This window comes from Spirabiliibacterium pneumoniae, from assembly GCF_014884995.1.
Classification (GTDB): Bacteria; Pseudomonadota; Gammaproteobacteria; order Enterobacterales; family Pasteurellaceae; genus Spirabiliibacterium; species Spirabiliibacterium pneumoniae.
Window position 1 is genome coordinate 1 of record NZ_JABMII010000013.1, and the last position, 23,697, is coordinate 23,697.

20 protein-coding genes are annotated in these 23,697 nt (G+C 48.9%); 13 read left to right on the plus strand and 7 right to left on the minus strand.

Features of this window, described 5'->3' with window-relative positions:
- The 3 genes from HPC38_RS10545 to HPC38_RS08725 all read left to right on the plus strand — a co-directional run.
- The coding region (locus HPC38_RS10545; RefSeq protein ID WP_208120908.1) for an Ig-like domain-containing protein at positions 1-4,224 on the plus strand (4,224 nt) is incomplete at its 5' end.
- A 179-nt stretch (positions 4,225-4,403) separates the two neighbouring features.
- Positions 4,404-4,670, plus strand: coding sequence for a hypothetical protein (locus tag HPC38_RS08720; RefSeq protein WP_208120909.1), 267 nt, complete (start codon positions 4,404-4,406; stop codon positions 4,668-4,670).
- An 18-nt stretch (positions 4,671-4,688) separates the two neighbouring features.
- Positions 4,689-5,129 carry a hypothetical protein gene (locus HPC38_RS08725; RefSeq protein WP_208120910.1) on the plus strand — a complete coding sequence of 147 codons (441 nt, stop codon included), beginning with the start codon at positions 4,689-4,691 and terminating at the stop codon, positions 5,127-5,129.
- A gap of 86 nt (positions 5,130-5,215) precedes the next feature.
- Here HPC38_RS08725 and typA read toward each other — a convergent pair whose 3' ends face one another.
- Complete coding sequence (gene typA / locus HPC38_RS08730) at positions 5,216-7,066, minus strand: translational GTPase TypA (RefSeq protein WP_208120911.1); 1,851 nt, start codon at positions 7,064-7,066, stop codon at positions 5,216-5,218.
- Between the two features lie 263 nt (positions 7,067-7,329).
- Between typA and glnA the strand changes: the two genes are divergently transcribed.
- From glnA to ruvX, 5 genes are read left to right on the plus strand one after another with little or no spacing between them, the layout of a single operon-like run.
- The gene (glnA, locus tag HPC38_RS08735) at positions 7,330-8,748 is read left to right on the plus strand and encodes a glutamate--ammonia ligase (protein ID WP_208120912.1); all 1,419 of its coding nucleotides are present in this window, start codon (positions 7,330-7,332) and stop codon (positions 8,746-8,748) included.
- A 3-nt stretch (positions 8,749-8,751) separates the two neighbouring features.
- Positions 8,752-9,549 (plus strand): TatD family hydrolase, encoded by a 798-nt coding sequence (locus HPC38_RS08740; RefSeq protein WP_208120913.1) that lies wholly within the window; start codon positions 8,752-8,754, stop codon positions 9,547-9,549.
- A 52-nt stretch (positions 9,550-9,601) separates the two neighbouring features.
- On the plus strand, positions 9,602-10,336 hold the full coding sequence (gene rsmE, locus HPC38_RS08745; protein WP_208120914.1) for a 16S rRNA (uracil(1498)-N(3))-methyltransferase: 735 nt from the start codon (positions 9,602-9,604) through the stop codon (positions 10,334-10,336).
- Complete coding sequence (locus HPC38_RS08750) at positions 10,336-10,899, plus strand: YqgE/AlgH family protein (RefSeq protein ID WP_208120915.1); 564 nt, start codon at positions 10,336-10,338, stop codon at positions 10,897-10,899. The genes rsmE and HPC38_RS08750 overlap by 1 nt, the downstream gene beginning before the upstream one ends.
- The gene (gene ruvX, locus HPC38_RS08755; RefSeq protein ID WP_208120916.1) at positions 10,899-11,321 is read left to right on the plus strand and encodes a Holliday junction resolvase RuvX; all 423 of its coding nucleotides are present in this window, start codon (positions 10,899-10,901) and stop codon (positions 11,319-11,321) included. The genes HPC38_RS08750 and ruvX overlap by 1 nt, the downstream gene beginning before the upstream one ends.
- A 35-nt stretch (positions 11,322-11,356) precedes the next feature.
- Here ruvX and miaB read toward each other — a convergent pair whose 3' ends face one another.
- Positions 11,357-12,781: a tRNA (N6-isopentenyl adenosine(37)-C2)-methylthiotransferase MiaB gene (gene miaB, locus HPC38_RS08760; protein ID WP_208120917.1), complete on the minus strand. Its 1,425-nt coding sequence runs from the start codon at positions 12,779-12,781 to the stop codon at positions 11,357-11,359.
- A gap of 169 nt (positions 12,782-12,950) precedes the next feature.
- On the opposite strand from miaB, the gene HPC38_RS08765 reads away from it, so the two are divergent.
- Positions 12,951-14,117 (plus strand): FAD-dependent oxidoreductase, encoded by a 1,167-nt coding sequence (locus HPC38_RS08765; protein ID WP_208120918.1) that lies wholly within the window; start codon positions 12,951-12,953, stop codon positions 14,115-14,117.
- 19 nt (positions 14,118-14,136) lie between these two features.
- Here HPC38_RS08765 and HPC38_RS08770 read toward each other — a convergent pair whose 3' ends face one another.
- The gene (locus HPC38_RS08770) at positions 14,137-15,555 is read right to left on the minus strand and encodes a multicopper oxidase domain-containing protein (RefSeq protein ID WP_208120919.1); all 1,419 of its coding nucleotides are present in this window, start codon (positions 15,553-15,555) and stop codon (positions 14,137-14,139) included.
- Entirely contained in the window at positions 15,539-16,267 is a 729-nt protein-coding gene (locus tag HPC38_RS08775; protein ID WP_208120920.1) for a 1-acylglycerol-3-phosphate O-acyltransferase, read from the minus strand. The genes HPC38_RS08770 and HPC38_RS08775 overlap by 17 nt, the downstream gene beginning before the upstream one ends.
- A 91-nt stretch (positions 16,268-16,358) precedes the next feature.
- Here HPC38_RS08775 and lpxH point away from each other — a divergent pair, with 91 nt between their 5' ends.
- Positions 16,359-17,078 (plus strand): UDP-2,3-diacylglucosamine diphosphatase, encoded by a 720-nt coding sequence (lpxH, locus tag HPC38_RS08780; RefSeq protein ID WP_208120921.1) that lies wholly within the window; start codon positions 16,359-16,361, stop codon positions 17,076-17,078.
- Positions 17,079-17,107: 29 nt separating this feature from the next.
- Here lpxH and corA read toward each other — a convergent pair whose 3' ends face one another.
- From corA to yedE, 3 genes are all read right to left on the minus strand, one after another.
- A complete protein-coding gene (gene corA / locus HPC38_RS08785) occupies positions 17,108-18,055 on the minus strand; it encodes a magnesium/cobalt transporter CorA (protein ID WP_208120922.1) in 948 nt (315 codons plus the stop codon).
- A gap of 383 nt (positions 18,056-18,438) precedes the next feature.
- Positions 18,439-18,672: a sulfurtransferase-like selenium metabolism protein YedF gene (yedF, locus tag HPC38_RS08790; RefSeq protein ID WP_208120923.1), complete on the minus strand. Its 234-nt coding sequence runs from the start codon at positions 18,670-18,672 to the stop codon at positions 18,439-18,441.
- 8 nt (positions 18,673-18,680) lie between these two features.
- Positions 18,681-19,892: a selenium metabolism membrane protein YedE/FdhT gene (gene yedE, locus HPC38_RS08795; RefSeq protein WP_208120924.1), complete on the minus strand. Its 1,212-nt coding sequence runs from the start codon at positions 19,890-19,892 to the stop codon at positions 18,681-18,683.
- Positions 19,893-20,158: 266 nt separating this feature from the next.
- Here yedE and uspA point away from each other — a divergent pair, with 266 nt between their 5' ends.
- From uspA to csrA, 3 genes are all read left to right on the plus strand, one after another.
- Positions 20,159-20,584 (plus strand): universal stress protein UspA, encoded by a 426-nt coding sequence (gene uspA, locus HPC38_RS08800; RefSeq protein ID WP_208120925.1) that lies wholly within the window; start codon positions 20,159-20,161, stop codon positions 20,582-20,584.
- A 140-nt stretch (positions 20,585-20,724) separates the two neighbouring features.
- Positions 20,725-23,355 carry an alanine--tRNA ligase gene (gene alaS, locus HPC38_RS08805; RefSeq protein ID WP_208120926.1) on the plus strand — a complete coding sequence of 877 codons (2,631 nt, stop codon included), beginning with the start codon at positions 20,725-20,727 and terminating at the stop codon, positions 23,353-23,355.
- Positions 23,356-23,497: 142 nt separating this feature from the next.
- Entirely contained in the window at positions 23,498-23,683 is a 186-nt protein-coding gene (gene csrA / locus HPC38_RS08810; protein ID WP_208120927.1) for a carbon storage regulator CsrA, read from the plus strand.
- Positions 23,684-23,697: the final 14 nt, after the last annotated feature.

Sequence of the window (23,697 nt, forward strand, 5' to 3'; positions counted from 1 at the left end):
CCGAAAGGTACCGAACCAGGTGATACGGTTGAAATCACCGTAGATACCAACGGCAAAAAAGAAACCATCAAAGTGCCAGTCACAGAAGATGACATCAAAAATGGTCATGTGACAACCGATATTCCAGTGAAAAATGGCGATAAAGTCACAGTGACTGCGAAAGTAACCGATCCAGCAGGTAATGAGTCGGCGACTTCCCCTGAAAAAACATTAGATGTGGATACTAAAGTGCCAGGTGATGTAGATGGCGATGGTATCGCAGACAATGGCGATAACAGTGATGACCCTAAAACACTGACTAAAGATGGCGCGCCAGTGATCAGTTTCCCTGAAGATAATGCTAATGAGAAAGCAGACGGCAAACTGAACAAAAATGAAGTCGGCGACGACAACGCAACTCCTGTGCGCATCAGTCTGCCGAAAGGCACTGAAGTGGGTGACACTGTTGAAGTGACAATTAATGGTAAAAAACAAACCATCACTGTTAAAGACAGCGATCTGGTTAACGGCTATGTTCAAACCGACCCAGTGCCAGTTAAAGATGGCGATGTGTTGAAAGTGACTGCCAAAGTGATTGATGACGCGGGTAATGAATCTAACTTGGGTGAAGGCTCAATTGAAGTTGATCTCAGTGCACCAAAACCAACTTTAAACGCGAAAGACGACGGCTCTGTTGATGTTGGCTTACCTGATGATGCGAAACCGGGTGATAAAGTGGTTGTGAAAGTGCCAAATGAAGATGGGCAAGGAAAAACCGATGTAACCTTAACTAAGGGTAAAGATGGTTGGACATCAGATAAACCTGAAATCATACCAAACCCTGATGGTAATAAAGCAACCATTCCAGCGGATAAAGTAAAAGATGGTGGTGAAGTTAAAGCGCACGGTGAAGACCCAGTGGGCAACACCTCTCCAGAGGTGAAAGAAACCGCACTTGCACCTAAACCAGCAGAGGACAATCGTAATGTGACCCCTGAAATTAGCTTCTCTGAAGACAAGCAGCCAGAAGATGGCAAGCTCAACAGCAAGGAAGTGAAAAGTGGTGAAAGCGATAAGGACGCAGAAGTGTTAATCACTTTACCAAAAGACTCGGGTGCAAAAGAAGGCGACAAGATCGTTTATAAAGTCGATGGCGGTGAAGAAAAATCAGAAACCGTTACTGCAGAGATCTTGAAAGATGGCCTGAAAGTGAAAGTGCCAGTCACTGAAGACACCAAGCAAATCAGCGTTGAAGCGAAAGTGACTAATGCTGATGATAAAGAGCTTGGCAAAAATGATAAGAGCATCGACGTTGATGTTAAAGTGCCAGGTGGCGCAGATGGTGATGGTGACGGTAAAGGTGATGAAAAACCAGTTGTCAGCTTCCCTGAAGATACACAACTAGGTAATGAAGGTGTACTGAACGCTAAAGAAATTGGTGATGATAAATCAACCCCTGTACGCATCAGCTTGCCACAAGGTACAGAAGTGGGTGATACCGTTGTTGCGAAAATCAACGGTGAAGAAAAAACAGTCGAAGTCACAGAAGGTGATCTAACAAATCATTATGTTGAAATTCCAGTTTCAACGGATGGCATTAAAGAGATCAACGTGACGGAAACCTATGTCAAAGACCCAGCAGGTAATCGCTCAGAAGACGCTGAGCCAGCAAGGGTGAAAGTGGATACCACCGCACCAAATGCGCAAACCACCACATTGGTGATCGACACCGTTGCAGGCGATGACAATCAGCTGAGCCTAGAAGAAGCGAAAGGCGACAATGTGCCTGTAGCAGGCCATGTTGAAGGCGAATTTAAAGCAGGTGATGAAGTTGTGGTTACTGTAGATGGTAAAGAACACAAAACCACCGTGAATGGCGAAGGTAAGTTTACTGTAAACGTACCAGTGAGCGAGTTGCAACAAGACGCTGATAAGAAAGTGGAAGCGAAAATCACGGCGACAGATGAAGCAGGTAATAAAGGTGAAGTATCTGCTCAGCCGAAAGATTACACTTTGGAAGTGGATACTACAAAACCGGCTGCACCGACTGTGAAAGCAGACGAAGACGGTGGTGTGACTATCACTGCGCCGACAGATCCTGACACCAAGAAAGTGGACATTGAGTACACCGACGAAAAAGGTCAGCCGAAGAAAGTTACCCTTGAAAAAGGTGATGATGGCAACTGGAAAATCACAGGTGATAATCCAGACGGCCTACAAGTGACCGATCCGAAAGCGGGCACAGTGAAAATCCCTGAAGACAAGGTGAAAGACGGCTCAGAGGTGACTGCCAACGCTACTGATGCACACAACAACACCAGTGGCGACAACAGCGCGACCGCACTTGATGTGACTCCGCCTGCCAAACCAACGGTAGAAATCACTTCAGACGGCAACGATGATGGCCACCTGACTGCGGATGAGCGCAAAGATGGCGTTGACATCAAGGTAACCTTTGATAAGTCTGACGACAAAACCGCGCCACAGATCGGTGATAAAGTGACTGTGAAGATCGACACCAATGGCGACGGTAACTTCGACAAGGAAGAAGAAGTAACCATCGAGCGCCAAGATCAGATCGACAACGGCATCACGGTTCATCTGCCTGCGGATCAGGTGACAGCTGAAGGCAAAACACTGAAAGCGGAAGCGACAGTAACTGACCAAGCTAAGAATAAAGATGGTCAGCCTGCTGCACACACCAGTGAAAAAGGCGAAGACAGCGCGGTGATTGACCCTGCGAAGAAAGACGGTAACTTGGTGATTGATGACAATAAACCAGGTACGGTTAATCCGACAGAGCCAAACCCAACAGGCCCAACTGATAACCCTGTGAACCCGAATGATCCGAAACCTGCTTCAACAGGCGACGACGTGATTATCGGCGACAAAGGTGGCTTGAACACCATCGTAACGCCTGATACGGATTACAATGCGGTGGTTTTACTTGATGCTACTCGCTCAATGGAATTTAAGGTTAAGGTATGGGATCAAGCAAAAGCAGCTTTAAAAACATTGGTTAATAATCTTGCTGATCATCAAGGTAATGTTAATTTAGAAATTGTTCTATTTTCCTCTAATGTTAAAATTTTAGGAGGAAGATCTTTTGAAAATCTAAAAGACAATTACAATGATGTAATTAGCGAGATTGATAAACTTAAAGGAGTAAATAGTACAGGTGTGGTAGGTGCGACTAACTATGAAGAAGCATTTATAACAGCTAATAAATTTTTCAAAACATATTCAGGTAAAAATAGTTTTGAAAATGTTACGTATTTTATTTCTGATGGACAAGCAAGTGATTCAACAAACAAACCTATGGGTTCAAGTACATTAAAAGCCTTTAAGGAACTTTCAGATACTTCAAAAGTTCATGCTATTGGCTTAAACGGACCTAATGGCAAAAGTGACTTTGGTACAAATACTGACGTATTGGACTATTTTGATAACACAAAAGCAGATGGAAGTGGTGCTGTTGTTGATCCTAATCCGCCAAAACACAATGACTTTGATTTTACTGGGGTTCCACGAGGTGAAGCTACCATTATTAATGGAACAAAAGATAATATCGACACTGCGCTGAAAACAGGTGACGTTGTAGTGAAACCATTGACACCAAAAGATGACACCATCAACGCTGGCGACGGCAACGATGTGATCTTCGGTGATAACATCAACACTGATTATCTCCATTGGAACGATGGTGTTGATCATCCAGCAGGTTCACACAATGGCATGGGCTTGAGCGGCTTGCAACAGTACATCAAGTGGACAGAAAATGCTAACGTACTTGATGGTGGCGCAGTAACGCCCGCTACTGAGAAACAAGTATTTGACTATGTTCAAAGCCATTGGAGCAAATTGCTCGACAACACCGACGTGGGTGGCAACGATACCATCAATGGTGGCAACGGTGATGACATCATCATCGGCGGTGCAGGCAACGACACCCTCACCGGTGGCGCAGGTGCAGATCAGTTTGTCTACAACCTCAAAGGCGGCAACGGCGATGACACCATCACCGACTTCAACGCAGCCGAAGGCGATAAATTGACCTTCGTGGGCATCACTAGCGCAGACGTATTCAAGTCTGACTACGATGCACAGTGGGATGCAGGTGAGCACAAACTGACCTTTACGTCAGGCGAGCCAAACCACCACGAGTACCACAACAGCATCACCGTTAACGGTAGCGACGCTGCAACGCTTGATGACTTGTTGGCTAGCGCAAAATTTATCGTGTAATCACATGATATGAATCAAGCCCACCCTTGGCGGTGGGCTTTTTTATGTGCGTGTAAAACCGCACTTTGGGTTTGAAAATCTTTTCAGACGGCCTATTGCGTGGCAGGACAAAAGTGCGGTTGAGTAATCAGGTGAGGGGTAATACAATGATGTGTAAAATCAATGATGATGGAATAATAATGAAGAAAACGTGGATACAGCAGGCGTGTGAGGCGGTGGCGGCACAGGCAGGGGGAAGGGCAGCGAATGCCTTGTCGAATGCGCTGATTATCTCGGCAAGCGACGGCGTGGCGCGCGCCAAGGTGCAAACGCTGTGGCTGGAAGATTGGCGGGCGCAGGCGCTCAGCTCAGCTGTGGCGGGCGTGTTGGAGAACATGGCGCTCAATGCCGAGAGTTTGCCTCGCATCACGCAAGGCAAATGGCTGGTGCAGCCTGAGGGCGATTGACAGGCCAGCGGCGTGTGCGTGTGGCCAAAAAGTTTCCAAGCGGGGCATCTGCTGGTGGCGCGTGGGCGGGAAATGAGCAAGGGCTATTTGCCGCCAGTGAGCGTGAATGCACTGGCACGGCGAGCCAGCGGCGTGATCACCGACGACTCCAATTATCAAGTGAAACCCGCCATTCCCGTTTTGTGGGTGAAAGATGTGCGCAAGGCGGTGCTGGATATTGGCCGAGCAAGGTGCAAGGGCTTTCAAGGCCAAGTGATTGGGGTAACGGGCAGCGCAGGCAAAACCACCACCGCCCATGCCACCACGTCGCCAATGTCGAAGCCCTGCAAGCCCAGCTTGACCAACACCTACAAAACGACGACCTCGTCCTCCTCAAATCCTCCCACTCCATCGGCTTGCATGGGTTGTTGCGTAGCGTTGGTGAATGACTTGGTGGGGGGTAAGATTAAAAGGCGCTAAGCCCTAAATGGTATCAGTTTGACGGTGTATACGAAAAAACCGCACTTTTGTTAAAGTGCGGTTTGTGTTTTGTTTAAGCGCACGTTTTAGTGTGTACTTGTGCTGGTAGTTGTGCGATTGGCACGTTTGCGTTCGTTTTCCGTTAGGAGCTTTTTGCGGATACGGATAGATGACGGGGTGACTTCCACCAGTTCGTCATCGTCAATAAACTCAAGGGCTTGCTCGAGAGTATATTTCACAGGAGTGACTAACACCACTGCGTCGTCTTTACCTGCTGCGCGCATATTGGTCAGTTTTTTGCCTTGTAAGCAGTTGACGGTTAGGTCGTTGCTGCGGCTGTGAATGCCGATCACTTGGCCCTCGTAAACTTCGGTACCGTGTTCGATCATCAATTTGCCGCGGTCTTGTAAGCTAAAGAGTGCATAGGCTAGTGCTTTACCTGTGGCGTTGGAAATTAACACGCCGTTGATGCGTTGGCCAATTTCGCCTGGTTTGATGTCATCGTAGTGACTAAAACTAGAGTAAAGCAACCCTGTACCAGAGGTCATGGTCATAAATTCGTTACGAAAGCCAATTAAGCCGCGGCTTGGGATGATGTATTCCAAACGGGTGCGACCTTTACCATCGGGCGCCATGTCGCGTACTTCCCCTTTACGAATGCCGAGTGCTTCCATCACAGCTCCTTGGTGCTGCTCTTCAATGTCGATGGTGACTTGTTCAAACGGCTCTTGTTTGCGACCGTCAATTTCACGGAAAATGACTTTAGGGCGTGATACAGCCAGCTCATAACCTTCACGACGCATATTCTCGATCAGCACTGATAAGTGTAACTCACCACGGCCAGACACGCGGAATGCGTCAGGATCTTGCGTTTCCTCCACGCGCAAGGCAACGTTGTGTACCAGTTCTTTGTTAAGGCGTTCTAAAATTTGGCGTGAGGTGACATATTTCCCTTCGCGGCCACAAAATGGGGAGGTGTTAACGCAGAAGAACATGGTCACGGTTGGCTCGTCCACAGTCAGTGCAGGCAGTGCTTCAACGTTGTTGACATCACAAATGGTGTCTGAAATATTAAGCTCGCCTAAGCCTGTGATCGCGATGATGTCGCCAGCTTGTGCGCTATCAGCTTCATAGCGTTGCAACCCAAGATGACCAAGCACTTGGCCGACTTTGCCATTGCGTTTTTTGCCTTCACTGTCGATGATGGTAACTTGTTGATTTGGCTTGATGCTGCCGCGCTTGATGCGGCCAATGCCGATAACGCCAACATAGCTGTTATAGTCAAGTTGGGAAATCTGCATTTGAAATGGTTTGTCGGCTTCCACTTTTGGTGGTTCAACAAATTTCACAATGGCCTCAAATAGGGGTGTCATGTCAGGTGCGAGATTTTCATGTTCTTCACCCGCCACGCCGTTGAGTGCAGAGGCATAAATAATCGGAAAGTCCAGCTGCTCGTCGGTAGCGCCTAAATTTACGAAAAGATCAAAAACTTGGTCAACAACCCAATCTGGGCGCGCACCTGGGCGATCCACTTTGTTGATCACCACAATGGGTTTTAAGCCGTGGGCAAACGCTTTTTGTGTCACAAAGCGAGTTTGTGGCATTGGACCGTCAAAGGCGTCCACCAACAACAATACACTGTCGACCATAGATAATACGCGTTCAACTTCGCCACCAAAATCGGCGTGCCCTGGGGTGTCAACAATGTTGATACGATAGCCGTTCCAGTTGATGGCTGTGTTTTTGGCAAGGATGGTGATGCCACGTTCTTTTTCTAGATCATTGGAGTCCATTACACGCTCGTCGCTGTCGCCACGCACGTTATCGAATGTGCCAGATTGTTGCAGGAGTTTATCAACCAAGGTTGTTTTACCGTGGTCAACGTGCGCAATGATTGCGATATTGCGCAATTTATTGATGTCTAATTTGTTATCCATTTGATATTCTTCGTAAAATAATAATCCTAAAGTGCGGTTGTGGCGCTAATAAAGCCATGATCGCATATAAAGCAGACAATTATAGCCTTTTTGCGCGTAGTCGGCTATTTATTATTATGAAATTGGGCATTTTATTTTGCTGTTGCTATTTTCAACACACAATGTCGTGTATGAGTGCATAAATCTATTGATTTTTAGTGTGGTAAGCGATATTTTCATAAAGTTAAGTTGTGCTTTTTTTCTATCTATTTTGAGGGTTATTTATGTCTGATCTATCAGCAATTGAACACGTATTTTCACTAATTGAAGAGCATGATGTGCGCTTTGTCGATTTACATTTCACCGACTTACGCGGCAAAGAGCACCACATGACAATCCCTGTCAGTGCTGTGGATGAAGACTTTTTTGAAGATGGCAAAATGTTCGATGGCTCCTCTATCGGCGGGTGGAAAACCATTAATAAATCCGACATGGTATTGATGCCGATTGCTGAGTCTGCCTTAGTTGACCCGTTTTTTGATATTCCTACCCTATCATTGCGTTGCGATGTGTTTGAACCTGACACCATGCAAGGCTACGACCGCGATCCGCGCTCAATTGCTGTGCGCGCAGAAAATTATTTGAAATCCACAGGCCTTGCCGACACAGTGCTGCTCGGCCCTGAGCCTGAGTTCTTTATGTTTGACGACGTGCGCTTTAAAGTCTCTCCTGCGCACACCACATTTGAAATTGATGATATTGAAGCGCCGTGGAACAGCAACGCCGAATATGAAGGCGGCAACAAAGCCTATCGCCCACGCGTAAAAGGGGGCTACGTGCCTGTGCCACCCATTGATAGCGCACAAGATATTCGCTCTGAAATGTGCTTGTTGATGGAAGAAATGGGCCTTGTGATTGAAGCGCACCACCACGAAGTGGGCAGCCCAGGGCAAAATGAAATCGCGTGTCGTTTCAACACATTAACCCTCAAAGCCGATGAAACACAAATTTATAAATATGTGGTGCACAATGTGGCGCATCAAAATGGCAAAACTGCCACCTTTATGCCAAAACCGCTCTTTGGTGATAACGGCTCAGGCATGCACTGCCACATTTCATTGAGCAAAGACGGCGTGAATTTATTCTCAGGGGATAAGTATGCCAATATGTCGCAAACCGCACTTTACTTTATTGGTGGCGTGATCAAGCACTCCAAAGCGCTCAATGCGTTTACCAACCCAACCACCAACTCTTACAAACGCCTTGTGCCTGGTTATGAAGCACCAGTGCTGTTGGCTTATTCCGCCAGCAATCGCTCGGCGTCAATTCGTATTCCAACGGTCACCAGCCCGAAAGCACGCCGCATTGAAGTGCGTTTCCCAGATCCATGCGCCAACCCATATTTGGCGTTTGCTGCGTTGCTGATGGCGGGGCTCGATGGCATTAACAATCAAATTCACCCAGGCGATCCAATGGATAAAAATCTCTATGACTTGCCACCAGAGGAGCTACAACAAGTGCCACATGTGGCGCGCTCATTGGAAGAAGCGCTCACAGCATTGGGGCAAGATCGCGCATTTTTAACCCAAGGCGGGGTGTTTAGTGATGACTTTATTGATGCCTACATCGCGTTGCTGAGCAAAGATGTGGAGCGCATTAATATGCTGCCACATCCTGTTGAATTTGAGATGTATTACGCCTAAGCAGTGTATTTTTTCGATACGCATACGCACTTTGATGTGCTGCTTGACGAGCAGCGCATTACGTTCAACAGCGCGTTAGACAATGCGCGCGCAGCCGATGTGCAGCGCATTTTAATTGCTTGTATCGATGTAGGGCAATTTTCGCAGGTGAGCGCGCTATGCGCGCAAGCACCTAAACATTTATGCTACGGTGTAGGGCTGCACCCTTTGTTTATCACTCACCATCGCACGCAGGATTTAGACACTCTCGCCGCTCACCTGCAAACGCGACCGCACTTTTGTGTGGCGGTTGCTGAAATCGGGCTGGAGCGCGCAGTGGCGAAGTTAATCACGCCTGAAAATTGGGCCAAACAGTGCCAGTTTCTTGAAGCGCAGCTTTTTCTTGCGCAAGAACATCAATTAGCCGTCAGCCTGCATTCACGGCGCAGCCACGATCAGCTCTACACCTTTTTAAAACGTATCGATTTGCCGAAAAAAGGTGTGATTCACGGCTTTGCTGGTAGTTATGTGCAGGCCAAGCGCTTTGTTGACCTCGGTTATGCCATCGGCGTGGGTGGCACCATCACCTACCCACGCGCGAACAAAACCCGTGAGGCGATTCGCCAGCTGCCTCTCGATGCGTTGGTGTTAGAAACCGACAGCCCCGATATGCCCGTTAATGGCTATCAAGGTCAGCCTAATGAGCCAGCGCGTATCGCGCAGGTGTTTGAGGCGCTGTGCCAATTGCGCCAAGAAAGTGCTGATGACATCAAAAGTGCGGTTTGGGCGCGCAGCATTGCGTTATTCTCTCCGCCTCAATAGTGTTTTAGGCCATTCAATGGTATGATTTCATTTTTATCTAGCCGAAAAGAGTATGCGAATCCCTCGAATTTTTAGCCCTGAGCCTTTATCTGATTATGCCATTTGCGAATTGAGTGACGATGCGGTTAACCACGTTGCGCGGGTGTTGCGCATGAACGTGGGGGATGCGTTGGTGTTGTTTGACGGCAGCAACCGCACTTTTCCCGCCACCATTCGTGAAATAGGCAAAAAGCGCGTGCAAGTGGCGCTGGGGCAAGGGCAACAAGATGACCGTGAGTCACCGCTATTTTTGCACCTCGGGCAGGTGATCTCGCGCGGGGAGCGAATGGAGTTCACGATTCAAAAATCGGTCGAGCTTGGGGTGAGTGTTATCACTCCGCTGTGGTCTGAGCGTTGCGGCGTGAAGCTCGACGAACAACGCATGGCAAAAAAATTGCAACAGTGGCAGAAAATTGCCATCGCCGCTTGCGAGCAATGTGGGCGAAACCGTGTGCCCGAGGTTCGTCCACTGATGAAACTGGAACAATGGTGTGCGGAGGGGAGCGGTGAACTGAAGCTCAACTTGCACCCTCGAGCAAAGTGCGGTATCGCGGGCTTGAAAAATGTTAACGCAACGGGCATTCGTCTTTTGATTGGCGCGGAAGGCGGGCTATCGGCTCAAGAAATTGCGATGACAGAGCAAAACGGCTTTCGCTCAGTGCTGCTCGGTCCGCGCGTGTTGCGCACGGAAACTGCCGCTCTGACCGCCATCACCGCACTTCAAGTCTGTTTTGGAGACCTTGGCTAATGGGGCAACTTCATCACCATTTATTGATCGCAACACCTGCTATGGACGACCCTTTTTTTCAGCGCAGCGTGATTTATTTGTGCGAACATAACGACGACGGCGCCATGGGCTTGATGCTTAACCGCATGACCGACACCAGCATTGCAGAACTGGTGAGCAAAATCAATTTTATGATGGCGGATAACCGTCGTGTGGATTCGGATGCGGTGGTGCTGCTCGGCGGCCCCGTCAATCTGGATAAAGGCTTTGTGCTTCATTCCAAGTGTATTCCCCCTTTTGAGCGTAGCGAAGCGATTAGTTCTGATATTTGGTTGACCAGCTCCCTTGATGTATTGGAAACGCTCGGCAAGCCCAACGCACCTGAGCATTATTTGGTGACGATTGGCTGTTGCAGCTGGTCGGCTGGGCAATTGGAAGCGGAAATTCGACAAAATATGTGGCTGGTTGCCCCTTGTGATGCGCGCATTTTGTTTGACACGCCTTATTCGCAACGCTGGCAAAGTGCGGTTGCGCTGCTGGGTATCTCAGCAAGTGATCTAAGCATGGAAGGAGGGCGAGCCTGATGGGCTATTGCGCATTGGCGTTTGATTTTGGCGAAAAAAGCATTGGTTGCGCGGTGGGGCAAAGCATTACGGGCACTGCGCAGGCGTTGAGCGCGTTCAAAGCGCAAAATGGTCAACCCAACTGGCAGGCGGTGGAGCAGGTGATTAAAGATTGGCAGCCCAAAGTGGTGGTGGTTGGCTTGCCATTGAATATGGACGGCAGCGAGCAGCCATTAACCCAGCGTGCCAAAAAATTCGCGCAACGTCTGCACGGCCGCTTTGGGGTGAGTGTACAATTGCACGACGAACGCCTTAGCACAGTGGAAGCACGTGCAGAAATCTTTGCCCGTGGTGGCTTTCGCGCGCTTGATAAAGGCAAAGTTGACTCCATTTCCGCGTGCATTATTCTCGAAAGTTGGTTTGAAAACGCGCCCCTTAAATGAATAACCGCACTTTGAAGGCAAAGTGCGGTCAGGGGTTAGGCGTGGTAATGCCCAACGCCGAGCTCGTCTTCTTTGCGGGTGCGGGAGATCACCTCTTGCGGTGAGTGTTGCACGCGCAGGTTCATCTCGTCTTCGGTGCGGATAACCTTGCCGCGCAGAGAGTTGGTCCACACATCGGTGATTTCAATGTCGACAAATTTACCGATCATCGATGGGTCCCCTTTGAAATTGACGATACGGTTATTTTCGGTGCGCCCTGTCAGTTCCATAATATCTTTTTTCGACGGGCCTTCCACCAACACGCGCTGCACCGTGCCGAGCATTTTGCGGCTAAATTGCATCGCTTGCTGGGTGATGCGTTGTTGTAACAGATAAAGCCGCTGCTTTTTCTCTTCTTCACTGACATCATCAGGCATATCGGCCGCTGGCGTGCCAGGGCGGGCGGAGTAGATAAAGCTAAAGCTCATGTCAAAATTGACTTGCGCGATCAAATCCATGGTTTGTTGGAAATCTTCCGCGCTTTCGCCTGGGAAGCCAACGATAAAATCGGAGCTAATTTGAATATCAGGGCGCGCCTTGCGCAATTTGCGAATAATCGATTTATACTCAAGTGCGGTGTGGTTGCGTTTCATCATGGTTAACACGCGATCTGAGCCGCTTTGTACTGGCAAATGCAGGAAACTGACCAGCTCAGGCGTGTCGCGATAGACATCAATAATATCATCACTAAACTCAATCGGGTGCGAGGTGGTAAAACGCAAGCGGTCGATGCCGTCAATCGCCGCCACCAAGCGCAGCAATTCGGCGAAGGTGCAAATGCCACCGTCAAAAGTCGCACCGCGATAGGCGTTCACGTTTTGCCCCAGCAGGTTCACCTCGCGCACTCCTTGCTCAGCGAGTTGCGCGATTTCAAACAGCACGTCATCAAGCGGGCGGCTCACTTCCTCACCGCGGGTATAAGGCACCACACAAAATGAGCAGTATTTATTGCAGCCTTCCATAATGGAAACAAATGCCGTTGGCCCCTCAGCGCGTGGCTCAGGCAGGCGGTCGAATTTCTCAATTTCAGGGAAGCTGACATCCACCACCGCATTTTTGCCGCCGCGAATTTGGTTGAGCATTTCTGGCAAGCGGTGCAGCGTTTGTGGCCCAAAAATAATGTCAACATAAGGCGCGCGGTCACGAATATGCGCACCCTCTTGTGACGCCACGCAGCCGCCCACGCCAATAACCAGGTTCGGGTTGGTTTTCTTTAAATCTTTCCAGCGCCCGAGTTGGTGGAACACTTTCTCTTGCGCCTTTTCACGAATGGAGCAGGTGTTGAGCAGCAGCACGTCGGCTTCTTCGGCATTTTCAGTTAGCTCAAAGCCATGGGTGCTGTTGAGCAGGTCCGCCATTTTAGATGAATCGTATTCGTTCATCTGGCAGCCCCAGGTTTTGATATGGAGTTTTTGTGTCATAATCTCATTTGCCGCACATTGCGGATGTTATAAATTTTAAGCAAATCGCTATTCTACTGATTTGCTTTTTCGCTGACTAGTTAAAAACGCAAATTTTCGCGATCTAATGGTAAAATTTATCGATCTCGGTACAATAGCCATAATAAAGTTAAGGGAAAGGGCGTGAAATATGAAACAGTGTGATGTGATTGTTGTCGGTGGTGGAATGGTCGGTTCAGCGGCGGCGTTGGGACTGGCGCAGCAGAAATTGACAGTGCAACTGATCGAGCGAAGCCCACTACCGCACTTTGATCACAACAGCGATTACGACATTCGCATCTCGGCGATCAGTGCAGGCTCGGTGAAATTGCTCAAGCAGCTCAACGCTTGGCGCCACATTCAAGCCATGCGCACCTGCCCTTACAAGCGCCTCGCCACTTGGGAAATTGACGGCTTTGAAACCACCTTTAACGCCCAAGATTTGGGCTTAAGTGAGTTGGGTTTTATGGTGGAAAACAACGTGGTGCAGCTCGGCCTTTGGCGCGCGTTTGAGGATGTTGACACGCTGTCGCACAGTATCGGTACGATTGCTGAAATACAAAAGTGCGGTCAGCACTGGGAGGTTCACCTTGACAACGGTGAGCAATTTGCCGCCCCTTTGCTGGTGGCCGCCGATGGTGCCAACTCGCAGTTGCGCAATATTGCTCACATTGGCCTGAGCGGCTGGCAGTATCGCCAGCGCTGTATGTTAGTGCTGGTTAACACTGAGCTTGAGCAACAAGACATCACTTGGCAGCAGTTTCATCACAGTGGGCCGCGCGCTTTTTTGCCATTGTTAGGGCGCAAGGGCTGCCTAGTGTGGTATGACGCGCCAGCGGACATTCAACGGCTGCAGCGGCTACCTTTAGACAAGCTCAGCGATGAAATTATGTGCGCGTTTCCTACTCGATTAGGACGAGTGCAAGCCACGCAGGCAGCGAGCTTTGAACTAGTGCGTCGCCACGCCACAGACTATTATAAAGACGGCATTGTGTTGCTCGGCGATGCAGCGCACACCATTAACCCGCTGGCAGGGCAAGGCGTCAATCTGGGCTTCAAAGATGTTACCGTATTTTTAGCGGTGATAGAACAGGCGCAGCGTGCAGGGCAAGATATTGCCAGTGACGCTACGCTCGCGCGCTACGAGCGGCGAAGAAAGCCAGATAATCTGCTGATGCAAACAGGGATGGATCTATTTTACAAGGGTTTCAAAGAGCCTTTGTTACAGCTGAAAATTGCGCGCAATCTAGCTTTGTTGGGGGTGGAGAAATGCACGCCGCTGAAAAACCGCGCGCTGAAATACGCCCTCGGGCTGTAAAAGGCAAAGTGTGGTTGCGCTATTGCACCACAATCATGCCCAGGCAGCCTTTGTCAGCTAAGATAAAATCACTCGCACCAAACGTGAACGGGTAATTATTCGAGGACATGTTGTCAAATTTCACCAGCACCGACATGGTCGCATTCAGCCATAAAGTATCACGCCAACTGGCTTGGGTTAGATCCACCTTGTTGCCATTAACACGCTCGACTAAGAATTTTGCCCCTTCAATCCGAAAACCCGTTGGCGTTGAGCTGCTGAGTTTCCAACGCTCATAACTGCCGAGTTTCGCGCTCACATCGATGCGTCGTGGGTCAAAGCGTTGCCCATTGAGCAGTGCGTTGTCCACATCCAAGTGAAAGTCACGCTCACGCACAACCTCAATCGGTGAGTCAAACTGCAAGGCGGCGTTGATGTATGGCTTTTGCGCAAAGGCAGACACCATGCCCTCTGGGCGCAGCGTTAACACGCGGTTGTCGCTCAGTTCACTGTCATCCGCCCAAAGTGCGGTCAGATTGTGCAAAAAGCCGCGTTTTTCGCCCGTGATCAAGGTCACTTCACTGCCTTCGTTGATATCTACCAGCACTTCGGCGCGTTCGCCTGGGCTTAAAAAAAGCTGTTGAATAGTGCGCTGTTGTGGCACAAAGCCGAGATTGCCTGCCAACAAAACCATCTGTGCGCCGTTATCTAAGCTCAATTGATAACTGCGTGAAAGGGAAGCATTCAGCACACGCAGCCGCACCCAACCGCGCGCCACGTTAAGATAAGGCGCCTGAACACCGTTCACCAGCAAGTGATTACCTAAAAACGGATACACATTCGGATTAAACAGCTGCTCACCTTGACGGTTAAGTTGCACATCTTGCAAAATCAGGGGGATGTCATTCACGCCATATTGATTTGGCAGCATCGCCTTGCGGCTGTCTTTGTCTTCAATGAGCCACAAGCCAAGTAATCCACGGTAAACCTGATAGCCGCTGTGTGCAAGTGTGTTGGCGTGATACCAACAGCTGGCGGCGTTTTGTGTAATGGGAATGACGGGCGACCACTCACTATTGGGCTGAAACACTTTGCCTACTCCGCCGAGCAGCTCGCCGCTGGCTTGCAAGCCTTGCACGGTTAAAGACACCGCTTGCTCTAGTTGATTACGGTAGTTAAGGCGGACAAAATCCCCTTGCTTACATTTGATGGTCGGGCCAAGATAGGCGCCGTTAAAGCCCCACACATCGACTTTATTGCCGTCTAAAAAGCGCGTTTGAGTGCGCGTCATCGACAGCAACACTGGCTTGCCGCGGCCGACATCCAACAATGGCGGAATTGGCAGCGCGCGCCCTTTTTGCGCCAGCGCGATGTTTGGCAACAATGCACCTGCACCGAGCACGGCGGTGTGTTTGAGCAGTGCCCTGCGTGAAAGGGGCAAATTAGGTGCGTTTTTCATGGGCGATTTCAGCGTCGAGTTCGGCAATTTTAGCCTCCATAATCGCGTGGCAATGGTTGGCTAACTCACGCACATTGTCGCGACTAAAGCCGCTGACATCAATCGGCGGCAGCATTTCGCAAATCACCTTGCCATTATCCCAACGATTGAGTTTAATTTTATTGTGCAGACTTGAGCAGCACACTGGCACAATGGGCACTTGCGCGGCCAGTGCGGCATGAAATGCGCCCGTTTTAAACGGCAATAAACCCCGCCCACGGCTGCGTGTGCCTTCAGGGAACATCCAAATGGACAGTTGGTCGCGTTGAATGCGTTTTGCCAGTTGCGACATCGTGGAGTGGGCTTTACTTTTGTTGTCACGGTCAAGCAAAATATTGCCACTGGCCCAATAAAGCAGACCGAAAAAAGGGATATACAGCAGGCTACGTTTGCCCACGCTGACGGTTTTAGGCTGTACCATATACGCCATTGTCACCATGTCGTAATTATTTTGATGATTGCCAATATAAATACATGAGCCGAAATCGTTGACATTGGCTGGAAAGCGGTGCTCTACTTTAATGCCAAATAAGGGATGCAATCGCCCAAACCAACGAGCAATCACGCCGACATTACTCGGATTTTTAAATCGAATAAGCGAATAAACGGTGCCTAGCACACAAATTAGAATGGCACAAACCACTACTACAATGGTTCTTAAAATGGCTAACATGACAAATCCCTTAAAATTTTTGCAAGAAGTATAGCGAAAATCTCAGAATATGTGTATCTTTGAGCGTAATTATCCACACGCTTGCGTTAATATGGCACACATCACCTTCATTGCTGATCTTCATTTGAGTGACGAACGACCGCACTTGAGTGACTGTTTTGTGCGTTTTATGCGCACGCAAGGGCGAGCCAGTCAAGCGCTCTATATTTTAGGTGATTTGTTTGAATTTTGGGTGGGGGACGACGAGCAATCCAGTGTGATCAGCCTTGTGCAAGCGGAAATTCGTGCGCTGACCGAGCAAGGCATTGCGGTTTATTTTCAACACGGCAACCGCGATTTTCTTTTGGGGCGGCAATTTGCGCAAAAGTGCGGTTTGACCTTGCTGCCAAGCTACCATCGCATTCACTACGCGGGGCAAGCCATTCTTCTTTGTCATGGTGATACGTTGTGTATGGATGACACATCATATCAACGCTTTCGCCGCATAGTGCATCAACCTTGGCTGCAAGCGTTATTTCTCGCCTTGCCGTTGCGCTGGCGCCTTAAGATTGCCAACCACATGCGCCGCGACAGCCAACGGCAGAAAGGGCAAAAGCCTGCTGATATCATGGACGTGGCACCGCACTTTGTTGATCACATTATGGCGCACTACAACGTGAGCGTGCTTGTTCACGGGCACACCCACCGCCAAGCACAGCACAGCGTTTTGCACGGACAACGCTTTGTTCTCGGCGACTGGCGCACCACCGCCCCTTACCTTACTCTCTGCGACACAGGCCAGTGGCAAGTGGGCGAAGTTACCTGTGAATAAAAAACCGCACTTTAAAAGTGCGGTTTGTGTTATAGCCAGCCGCGGCGTTTGAAATAAAAATATGGGATAACGCCGACTAAGAACATCAAGCCAAGGGCGAAGGGGTAGCCGAACGCCCAGTGTAATTCTGGCATGATGTCGAAGTTCATGCCGTAGGTGGAAGAAACCAGTGTCGGTGGCAGGAAAATCACCGCCGCCACGGAGAAGATTTTCATAATGCGGTTTTGCTCGATGTTGATAAAGCCCATGGCCGCTTGCATCAAAAAGTCGATTTTTTGGAATAAGGTGTCGTTGTGTGGTTGCAGGGATTCAATATCGCGCAGCACTTCGCGCGCTTGCTCAAGCTGGCTGGCTGGTAGGCGTGTTTTGCGCACCAAAAAGCTCAGTGCGCGCTGGGTATCCATCAAACACAACCGCACTTTGGAGCTGACGTCTTCTTGCTCGGTGAGCGTGGCGAGCGCATCATCAAAGGCTTCGCCTTGCTTGCCTTCAAGGATAATGTGGCTTAACTTTTCCAAATCGGCGTAGATGGTTTCAATCACATCGGCGAGCTGCTCAATTTTGGTTTCAAACAGATCCAGCAGCAATTCGTAGGCGTTACATTCCATCAGTTTTTGGCTGCGTGAACGCATACGATAAAGCCGAAAGGCGGGCAGTTCGCGATCGCGCAGGGTAAACAGCCGCCCGTCGCGCACGGTAAATGCGACGGTTGCGATGTCGGCGTAGTCATCTTCATCTTCACAATAAAAAAAGGAGTGCAGGTGCAAGCCGTCTTCGTCTTCAAAAAAGCGCGCGGATGCTTCGATGTCTTCCAATTCAAGGTAGGATGCCAAACTTTGACCGAGTGCATCACGCAGCATTTCACGTTCTTCCCGCGTTGGGTCAAGCAAGTCAATCCAAATGGCGGAGTTTAGGTTGTGTGATGTATCATCAACGCGCACTAAGCGTGCATTGTCTAAAGCAAAAGCCCCAATCATAAAATTCTATCCTATGGCTTGTGAACATAGATTAGACAGGGAAAATGGGAAATTGGCGGGCGAGCCGTAACTTATCAGTGATACACTCGCCGAGGAAGCTCGATGGAGAGGGTATCAAAAACGAAAAGTAAACCAGTTTCGACTGTGACTGTCCAACGTATATTCCTCGAATGACTAAATTGTTGCGAATGTTACGCTTTCGCGGGTGAAAAATCAAGTAATTTGCGCCAAAGCCCTTGATCTAGGCAAAAAAAAGCCACGCAAGCGTGGCTAAGAAATATGTTGTTATTATGGACAAGGGTTATTATCTGTCCTTATCTTTATTATTTGCGTTTGAGTATAGCAAATTGTTTGAAAAGAATCAAATGCAAATGCTAAATCGATTATTTTTGGATGAAATAGTGAATTGTAACACCGTTTTGTTCTATTTTGAGCATTTTGTAACCATGATTTTCCGCATCTTTGGGAATATTATTGATCGATTGCGCGCAGTCGCTGATCACTTCCAATATTTCGCCATGCTTAAGCTCCGCCATTGCTTCCAAGGTGGCAATAGCAGGATATGGACACGGCTCGCCGCGCATATCTAAAGTATAGTTGGGGGTGAATGATGACATAATGCCTCCTAAAGTGCGGTTGACGTTTGCTTCAGTTGTGCGCGACGGCGAGCCAGTAAGTGTCGCTCCCACGCAATGACAGCGAGGAGTAATAAGCCCATGAGCGCGTAATTGAGCAACAAGCCACCTTGCGTGCCTGCCCACTCAAGCAAGTTGATTTTGGGGAAATTGAACACCAAGTGCGGTGCAATATCGTCCCACACTGCCGCCAGCGCGGTGGAGCCAAGCACGTTACCGATCCCAACCCACATAAAATGCACCTGTCCTTCTAGCGCGCGGTACATCCAGCCCGTTTCACAGCCGCCCGCAAGCACAATACCGAAGCCGAACAATAAGCCGCCGATAAGCGCACTGGGTGCCGCCCACATAATTTTGGGCGACATACCAAGCGCTAGATAGCTGAAAATGCCGATGGTGCTGATTAACATGCCGTAGATAATCGCTTTAAGCATCAGCCCACGCCCTGTGAGCCATAAGTCCCTAAATGCGGAGGTAAAACAGATCTGCGCGCGTTCAATCAGTAGTCCAAAGCCTAAGCCTGCCAGCATCGCAAAGCCTAGCTTGCTATTAAATGTGAACACATAAAGTGCGGTCAAGATAAAAGTGAAAAAGATCCCCATGCCTAAGCGAAAACGGCGCGTTTTGCGTTTTTCGTCCACCACCGCGGGTTCTTTTTGATAGGCTTTGAGGGTGACTTTGCTTTTAAATAGCGGCAACAGGGTGAACTTGGCGCCGAAATAGGTGCCAATGGCGGTGGTCAGCGTAAACAGCCAAGCGTGCAGGGAAAATTGCGGGATGCCGGTGAAAAACGACGCGAGGTTGCAGCCCATCGCCAGCCGTGCACCAAAACCAGCAATTGCCCCACCGAGCAGCGCTTGAGCGATGCGGATGCGGTTTTTCGGCAGGCGAATTTTGACGTTGTTTGCCCACAGTGCCGCAGCCAAGCAGCCTGTGAACATGCCCAAAATCATCACGCCATCAACGCGGGTGAAAATGTTGCCTTGCATGCCGATGAGCTGAAAATAGCCCCAACTAGAGAGATCCACCCCAAAGGCTTGCAAAAGATGTCCTCCCCAACGAGTGAATTCACCAGTGACTGCCCAATAGGTGCCTGTTAGGCCAAAATAATAAGTTGAAAGAATGCCAGCTGCTATGACAGCGAGCGTTGGATTCCAAAACGAAATGAGATAGTGTTGTTTAAATTGTTGCCAGGTTGTCATACATTGTCCTTCACCGAAGGCACAAGCAGATACAAAAATAAATTGACGCACACGCAGCGTGTGTGCGAATTCATTTTTTATACACAAAACTTGCGCTATAAATAAACGAATTAAAGCGCTTGCGATTATAGAAAGCAAAAAGTGCGGTGTCTAGCCCTGTTTAAAAATTTATGTGAACTGTGATCCAGCACACTCTCTTTTTCATTTCAACGTGTTATTATGCTCGCAACGAAGATGGATGGTTAAACCTTGTTCAAGGAGGGCGTATGTATAAACACATTCTCGTTGCAGTTGATCTTTCTGAAGACAGTGCTGTTTTGTTAAATAAAGCGGCGGATATTGCGCAGCGCCATCAAGCAAAATTGTCGCTAGTGCATGTGGATGTCAATTTTTCCGACCTTTATACGGGGTTGATTGATGTGAATATGTCGTCTATGCAAGACAGAATCTCACAAGAAACCCATGATGCACTCAATCAGCTGGCGTCGTCGTCACCCTACCCTATCACCGAAAAACTCAGTGGCACAGGGGATTTGGAGCAAGTGTTGAAAGAAGCGATTAAGCGCTATGATGCCGATTTGCTGGTGACAGGTCATCACCAAGATTTCTGGAGTAAACTCATCTCCTCGACTCGTCAGGTCATGAACAACATCACTATTGATATGTTGGTGGTGCCGTTGAAAGACGAATAAACCGCACTTTTTGTTTGACCGCACTTTGGTTTTCGATCAAAGTGCGGTTTTTTATGACAAAGTGCGGTGAAAAAATTCCCCCTACCGTTTTTTTATGCCAAAATAGTACGTTAAATGAAAGCAAGTTAATAGGAATAATGATGAAAACCACTGCGGATATTCGCCGAGATTTCTTAGCATTTTTTGCCTCTCACGGGCATGAAGTGGTGCCAAGTAGTTCTCTGGTGCCAGACAACGACCCGACATTGCTGTTTACCAATGCGGGTATGAACCAATTTAAAAACGTATTTTTAGGCCAAGACAAGCGCGCCTACACCCGTGCCACCACCGCACAACGCTGTGTACGTGCTGGCGGCAAGCACAATGACCTTGAAAACGTGGGTTATACAGCGCGCCACCATACCTTTTTTGAAATGCTGGGGAATTTTAGCTTTGGGGATTATTTCAAGCACGATGCGATCCACTTTGCCTGGGAATTTTTGACCTCCAGCCAGTGGCTTGGTTTGCCGAAAGAAAAACTGTGGGTCACGGTGTATGAAAGTGATGATGAGGCCTACGGCATTTGGCATGATGAAATCGGCGTGCCTGCCGAGCGCATTGTGCGTATTGGCGATAACAAAGGTGCGCCTTATGCTTCCGATAACTTCTGGCAAATGGGTGATACTGGCCCGTGCGGCCCGTGTACCGAGATTTTCTACGATCACGGCGATCATATTTGGGGCGGCCCTCCAGGCTCTCCTGAAGAAGACGGCGACCGTTATATCGAGATTTGGAATGTGGTGTTTATGCAATTCAACCGTCAAGCGGACGGCGAAATGCTGCCGCTGCCGAAACCGTCTGTGGACACAGGCATGGGGCTTGAGCGGATTGCAGCAGTGTTGCAGCACGTTAACTCCAATTACGATATTGATATTTTTAAACGCCTTGTGGCCGCCACCGCGGAGATTGTCGGCAGCACGGATTTAAAAAATAAATCTCTTAACGTGATTGCTGATCATATCCGCTCGTGTGCTTATTTGATTGCCGATGGTGTGGTGCCATCCAACGAAGGGCGTGGTTATGTGTTGCGCCGTATTATCCGCCGTGCTGTGCGCCATGGACATTTATTAGGCGCGCGCGAAACGTTTTTCTACAAGCTGGTGCCAACCTTGATTGACGTGATGGCGGAGGCTGGTCAAGAATTGCAACAACATCAAGCGATGATCGAAAAATTGCTCAAACAAGAAGAAGAGCAATTTGCCCGCACCCTTGAGCGTGGCTTGGTGTTGCTTGACGACGCTTTGAAAAGCAGCGTGAAAGACGGCGTGCTCTCGGGTGATGTGGTCTTCAAACTCTATGATACCTACGGCTTCCCATACGATTTGACTGCGGATATTTGCCGTGAAAAAGACATTCAAGTGGATCAAGCGGGTTTTGATGCGGCAATGGATCATCAGCGCAAACAAGCGCAAGCGGCGAGCAATTTCTCAGTGGATTACAGCAATGTGATTCGCGTGGACGGCGAAACCGAATTTAATGGCTACAGCCAAGCGCAAGGCGAGGCATCGGTGGTGGCATTGTTCCACGATGGCAAGCCAGTTGAACGCTTAAGCACAGGTCAAGGCGGTGTGGTGGTGCTTGATTGCACGCCATTTTATGGTGAATCGGGCGGTCAAATTGGCGACAGTGGTGTATTGGAAGCCGAAGGTGTGCAATTTGCGGTGAAAGACACGCAAAAATATGGCAAAGTGTTCGGGCATATTGGTGAGCTGACACAAGGCGAGATTCGCATTGGTCAGTTGTTGCGCGCCACGGTGGACAGCGATCGCCGTGGGGCGACCGCACTTAATCACTCGGCAACGCACTTGCTTCATGCTGCCTTACGCCAAGTGCTTGGCACCCATGTCAGCCAAAAAGGCTCGCTGGTGTCTGACACGATTCTGCGTTTTGACTTCTCGCAACCTGAAGCCATCAGTAAAGCGCAACTGATTGAAATTGAAAACCTTGTGAATGCCAAAGTGCGGTCAAATTATCCGATCGAAACTGAGATTATGGATATTGAGGCAGCCAAAGCCAAAGGCGCGATGGCGTTGTTTGGTGAAAAATATGGCGAGCGTGTGCGCGTGCTGACGATGGGGGATTTTTCCACCGAATTGTGTGGCGGTATCCACGCCAAACGCACAGGGGATATTGGCTTGTTCAAAATTATTTCTGAAGGCGCGATTGCCTCAGGTATTCGTCGCATTGAGGCGGTGACGGGGCAAAACGCCATCAATTGGTTACACCAACAACAGCGCGTATTGCAACAAAGTGCGGATCTGTTGAAAACCGACGTCAATGGTGTGGTGGACAAGGTGCAGCAACTGCTTGAGCGTAACAAACGTAATGAAAAAAGCTTACAACAGCTACAAGCGCAAGCTGCACTGCAAGCGGGTAGTAATTTGGCGAAACAATACCAAGAAATTGGTGGCGTGAAAGTCATCTTGTACAAACTCGATGGTGTAGATGCTAAAGCATTGCGTACTTTGGTGGATGATTTGAAAAATCAACTTGGTAGTGGTGTGGTGGCCTTTGCTAGTGTGCTGGATGGCAAAGTCAACTTGATTGCTGGCGTCACCAAAGACCTCACCGACAAACTTAAAGCTGGAGAGCTGGTCAATGTGATGGCGCAAGCGGTCGGCGGCAAAGGTGGTGGACGGCCTGATTTGGCGATGGCGGGTGGTAGCCAAGTGGACGATGTGCCTATTGCTCTGAGCTGTGCGAAAACATGGCTTGAGAATAAATTAAGTTAAATAAATGATAAAAGCAGGGTAACCTGCTTTTATTTTGTGTACTACCGCACATTTTAGACTTTTGCTGATCACTTTTTTTTATTAAATAAAGTATTATCAACGTATACCATCATAGAGAGATTTAAATGTCGGAGACAAAGGTATGCTTATTCTAACAAGGAAAGTTGGTGAAAATTTACTGATAGGGGAAGACATTTCAATATCTATTTTAAGTGTGCGTGGCAACCAAGTGAAAATTGGCGTGAGTGCGCCCAAAGAGATCACCGTGCACCGTGAAGAAATTTATCTTCGGCTGAAAGAGGCTGAAAAAGAACCTGAAACCGTGTAATTGAACGTATTGGA

What these genes read in the sequence shown, in the direction of transcription:
- HPC38_RS08720 (WP_208120909.1), top strand. Translation starts at nt 4,404, where the DNA reads ATGAAGAAAACGTGGATACAGCAGGCGTGTGAGGCGGTGGCGGCACAG.
- typA (WP_208120911.1), bottom strand. Translation starts at nt 7,066, where the DNA reads ATGGATAACAAATTAGACATCAATAAATTGCGCAATATCGCAATCATT.
- glnA (WP_208120912.1), top strand. Translation starts at nt 7,330, where the DNA reads ATGTCTGATCTATCAGCAATTGAACACGTATTTTCACTAATTGAAGAG.
- rsmE (WP_208120914.1), top strand. Translation starts at nt 9,602, where the DNA reads ATGCGAATCCCTCGAATTTTTAGCCCTGAGCCTTTATCTGATTATGCC.
- HPC38_RS08750 (WP_208120915.1), top strand. Translation starts at nt 10,336, where the DNA reads ATGGGGCAACTTCATCACCATTTATTGATCGCAACACCTGCTATGGAC.
- ruvX (WP_208120916.1), top strand. Translation starts at nt 10,899, where the DNA reads ATGGGCTATTGCGCATTGGCGTTTGATTTTGGCGAAAAAAGCATTGGT.
- miaB (WP_208120917.1), bottom strand. Translation starts at nt 12,781, where the DNA reads ATGACACAAAAACTCCATATCAAAACCTGGGGCTGCCAGATGAACGAA.
- HPC38_RS08765 (WP_208120918.1), top strand. Translation starts at nt 12,951, where the DNA reads ATGAAACAGTGTGATGTGATTGTTGTCGGTGGTGGAATGGTCGGTTCA.
- HPC38_RS08770 (WP_208120919.1), bottom strand. Translation starts at nt 15,555, where the DNA reads ATGAAAAACGCACCTAATTTGCCCCTTTCACGCAGGGCACTGCTCAAA.
- HPC38_RS08775 (WP_208120920.1), bottom strand. Translation starts at nt 16,267, where the DNA reads ATGTTAGCCATTTTAAGAACCATTGTAGTAGTGGTTTGTGCCATTCTA.
- lpxH (WP_208120921.1), top strand. Translation starts at nt 16,359, where the DNA reads ATGGCACACATCACCTTCATTGCTGATCTTCATTTGAGTGACGAACGA.
- corA (WP_208120922.1), bottom strand. Translation starts at nt 18,055, where the DNA reads ATGATTGGGGCTTTTGCTTTAGACAATGCACGCTTAGTGCGCGTTGAT.
- yedF (WP_208120923.1), bottom strand. Translation starts at nt 18,672, where the DNA reads ATGTCATCATTCACCCCCAACTATACTTTAGATATGCGCGGCGAGCCG.
- yedE (WP_208120924.1), bottom strand. Translation starts at nt 19,892, where the DNA reads ATGACAACCTGGCAACAATTTAAACAACACTATCTCATTTCGTTTTGG.
- uspA (WP_208120925.1), top strand. Translation starts at nt 20,159, where the DNA reads ATGTATAAACACATTCTCGTTGCAGTTGATCTTTCTGAAGACAGTGCT.
- alaS (WP_208120926.1), top strand. Translation starts at nt 20,725, where the DNA reads ATGAAAACCACTGCGGATATTCGCCGAGATTTCTTAGCATTTTTTGCC.
- csrA (WP_208120927.1), top strand. Translation starts at nt 23,498, where the DNA reads ATGCTTATTCTAACAAGGAAAGTTGGTGAAAATTTACTGATAGGGGAA.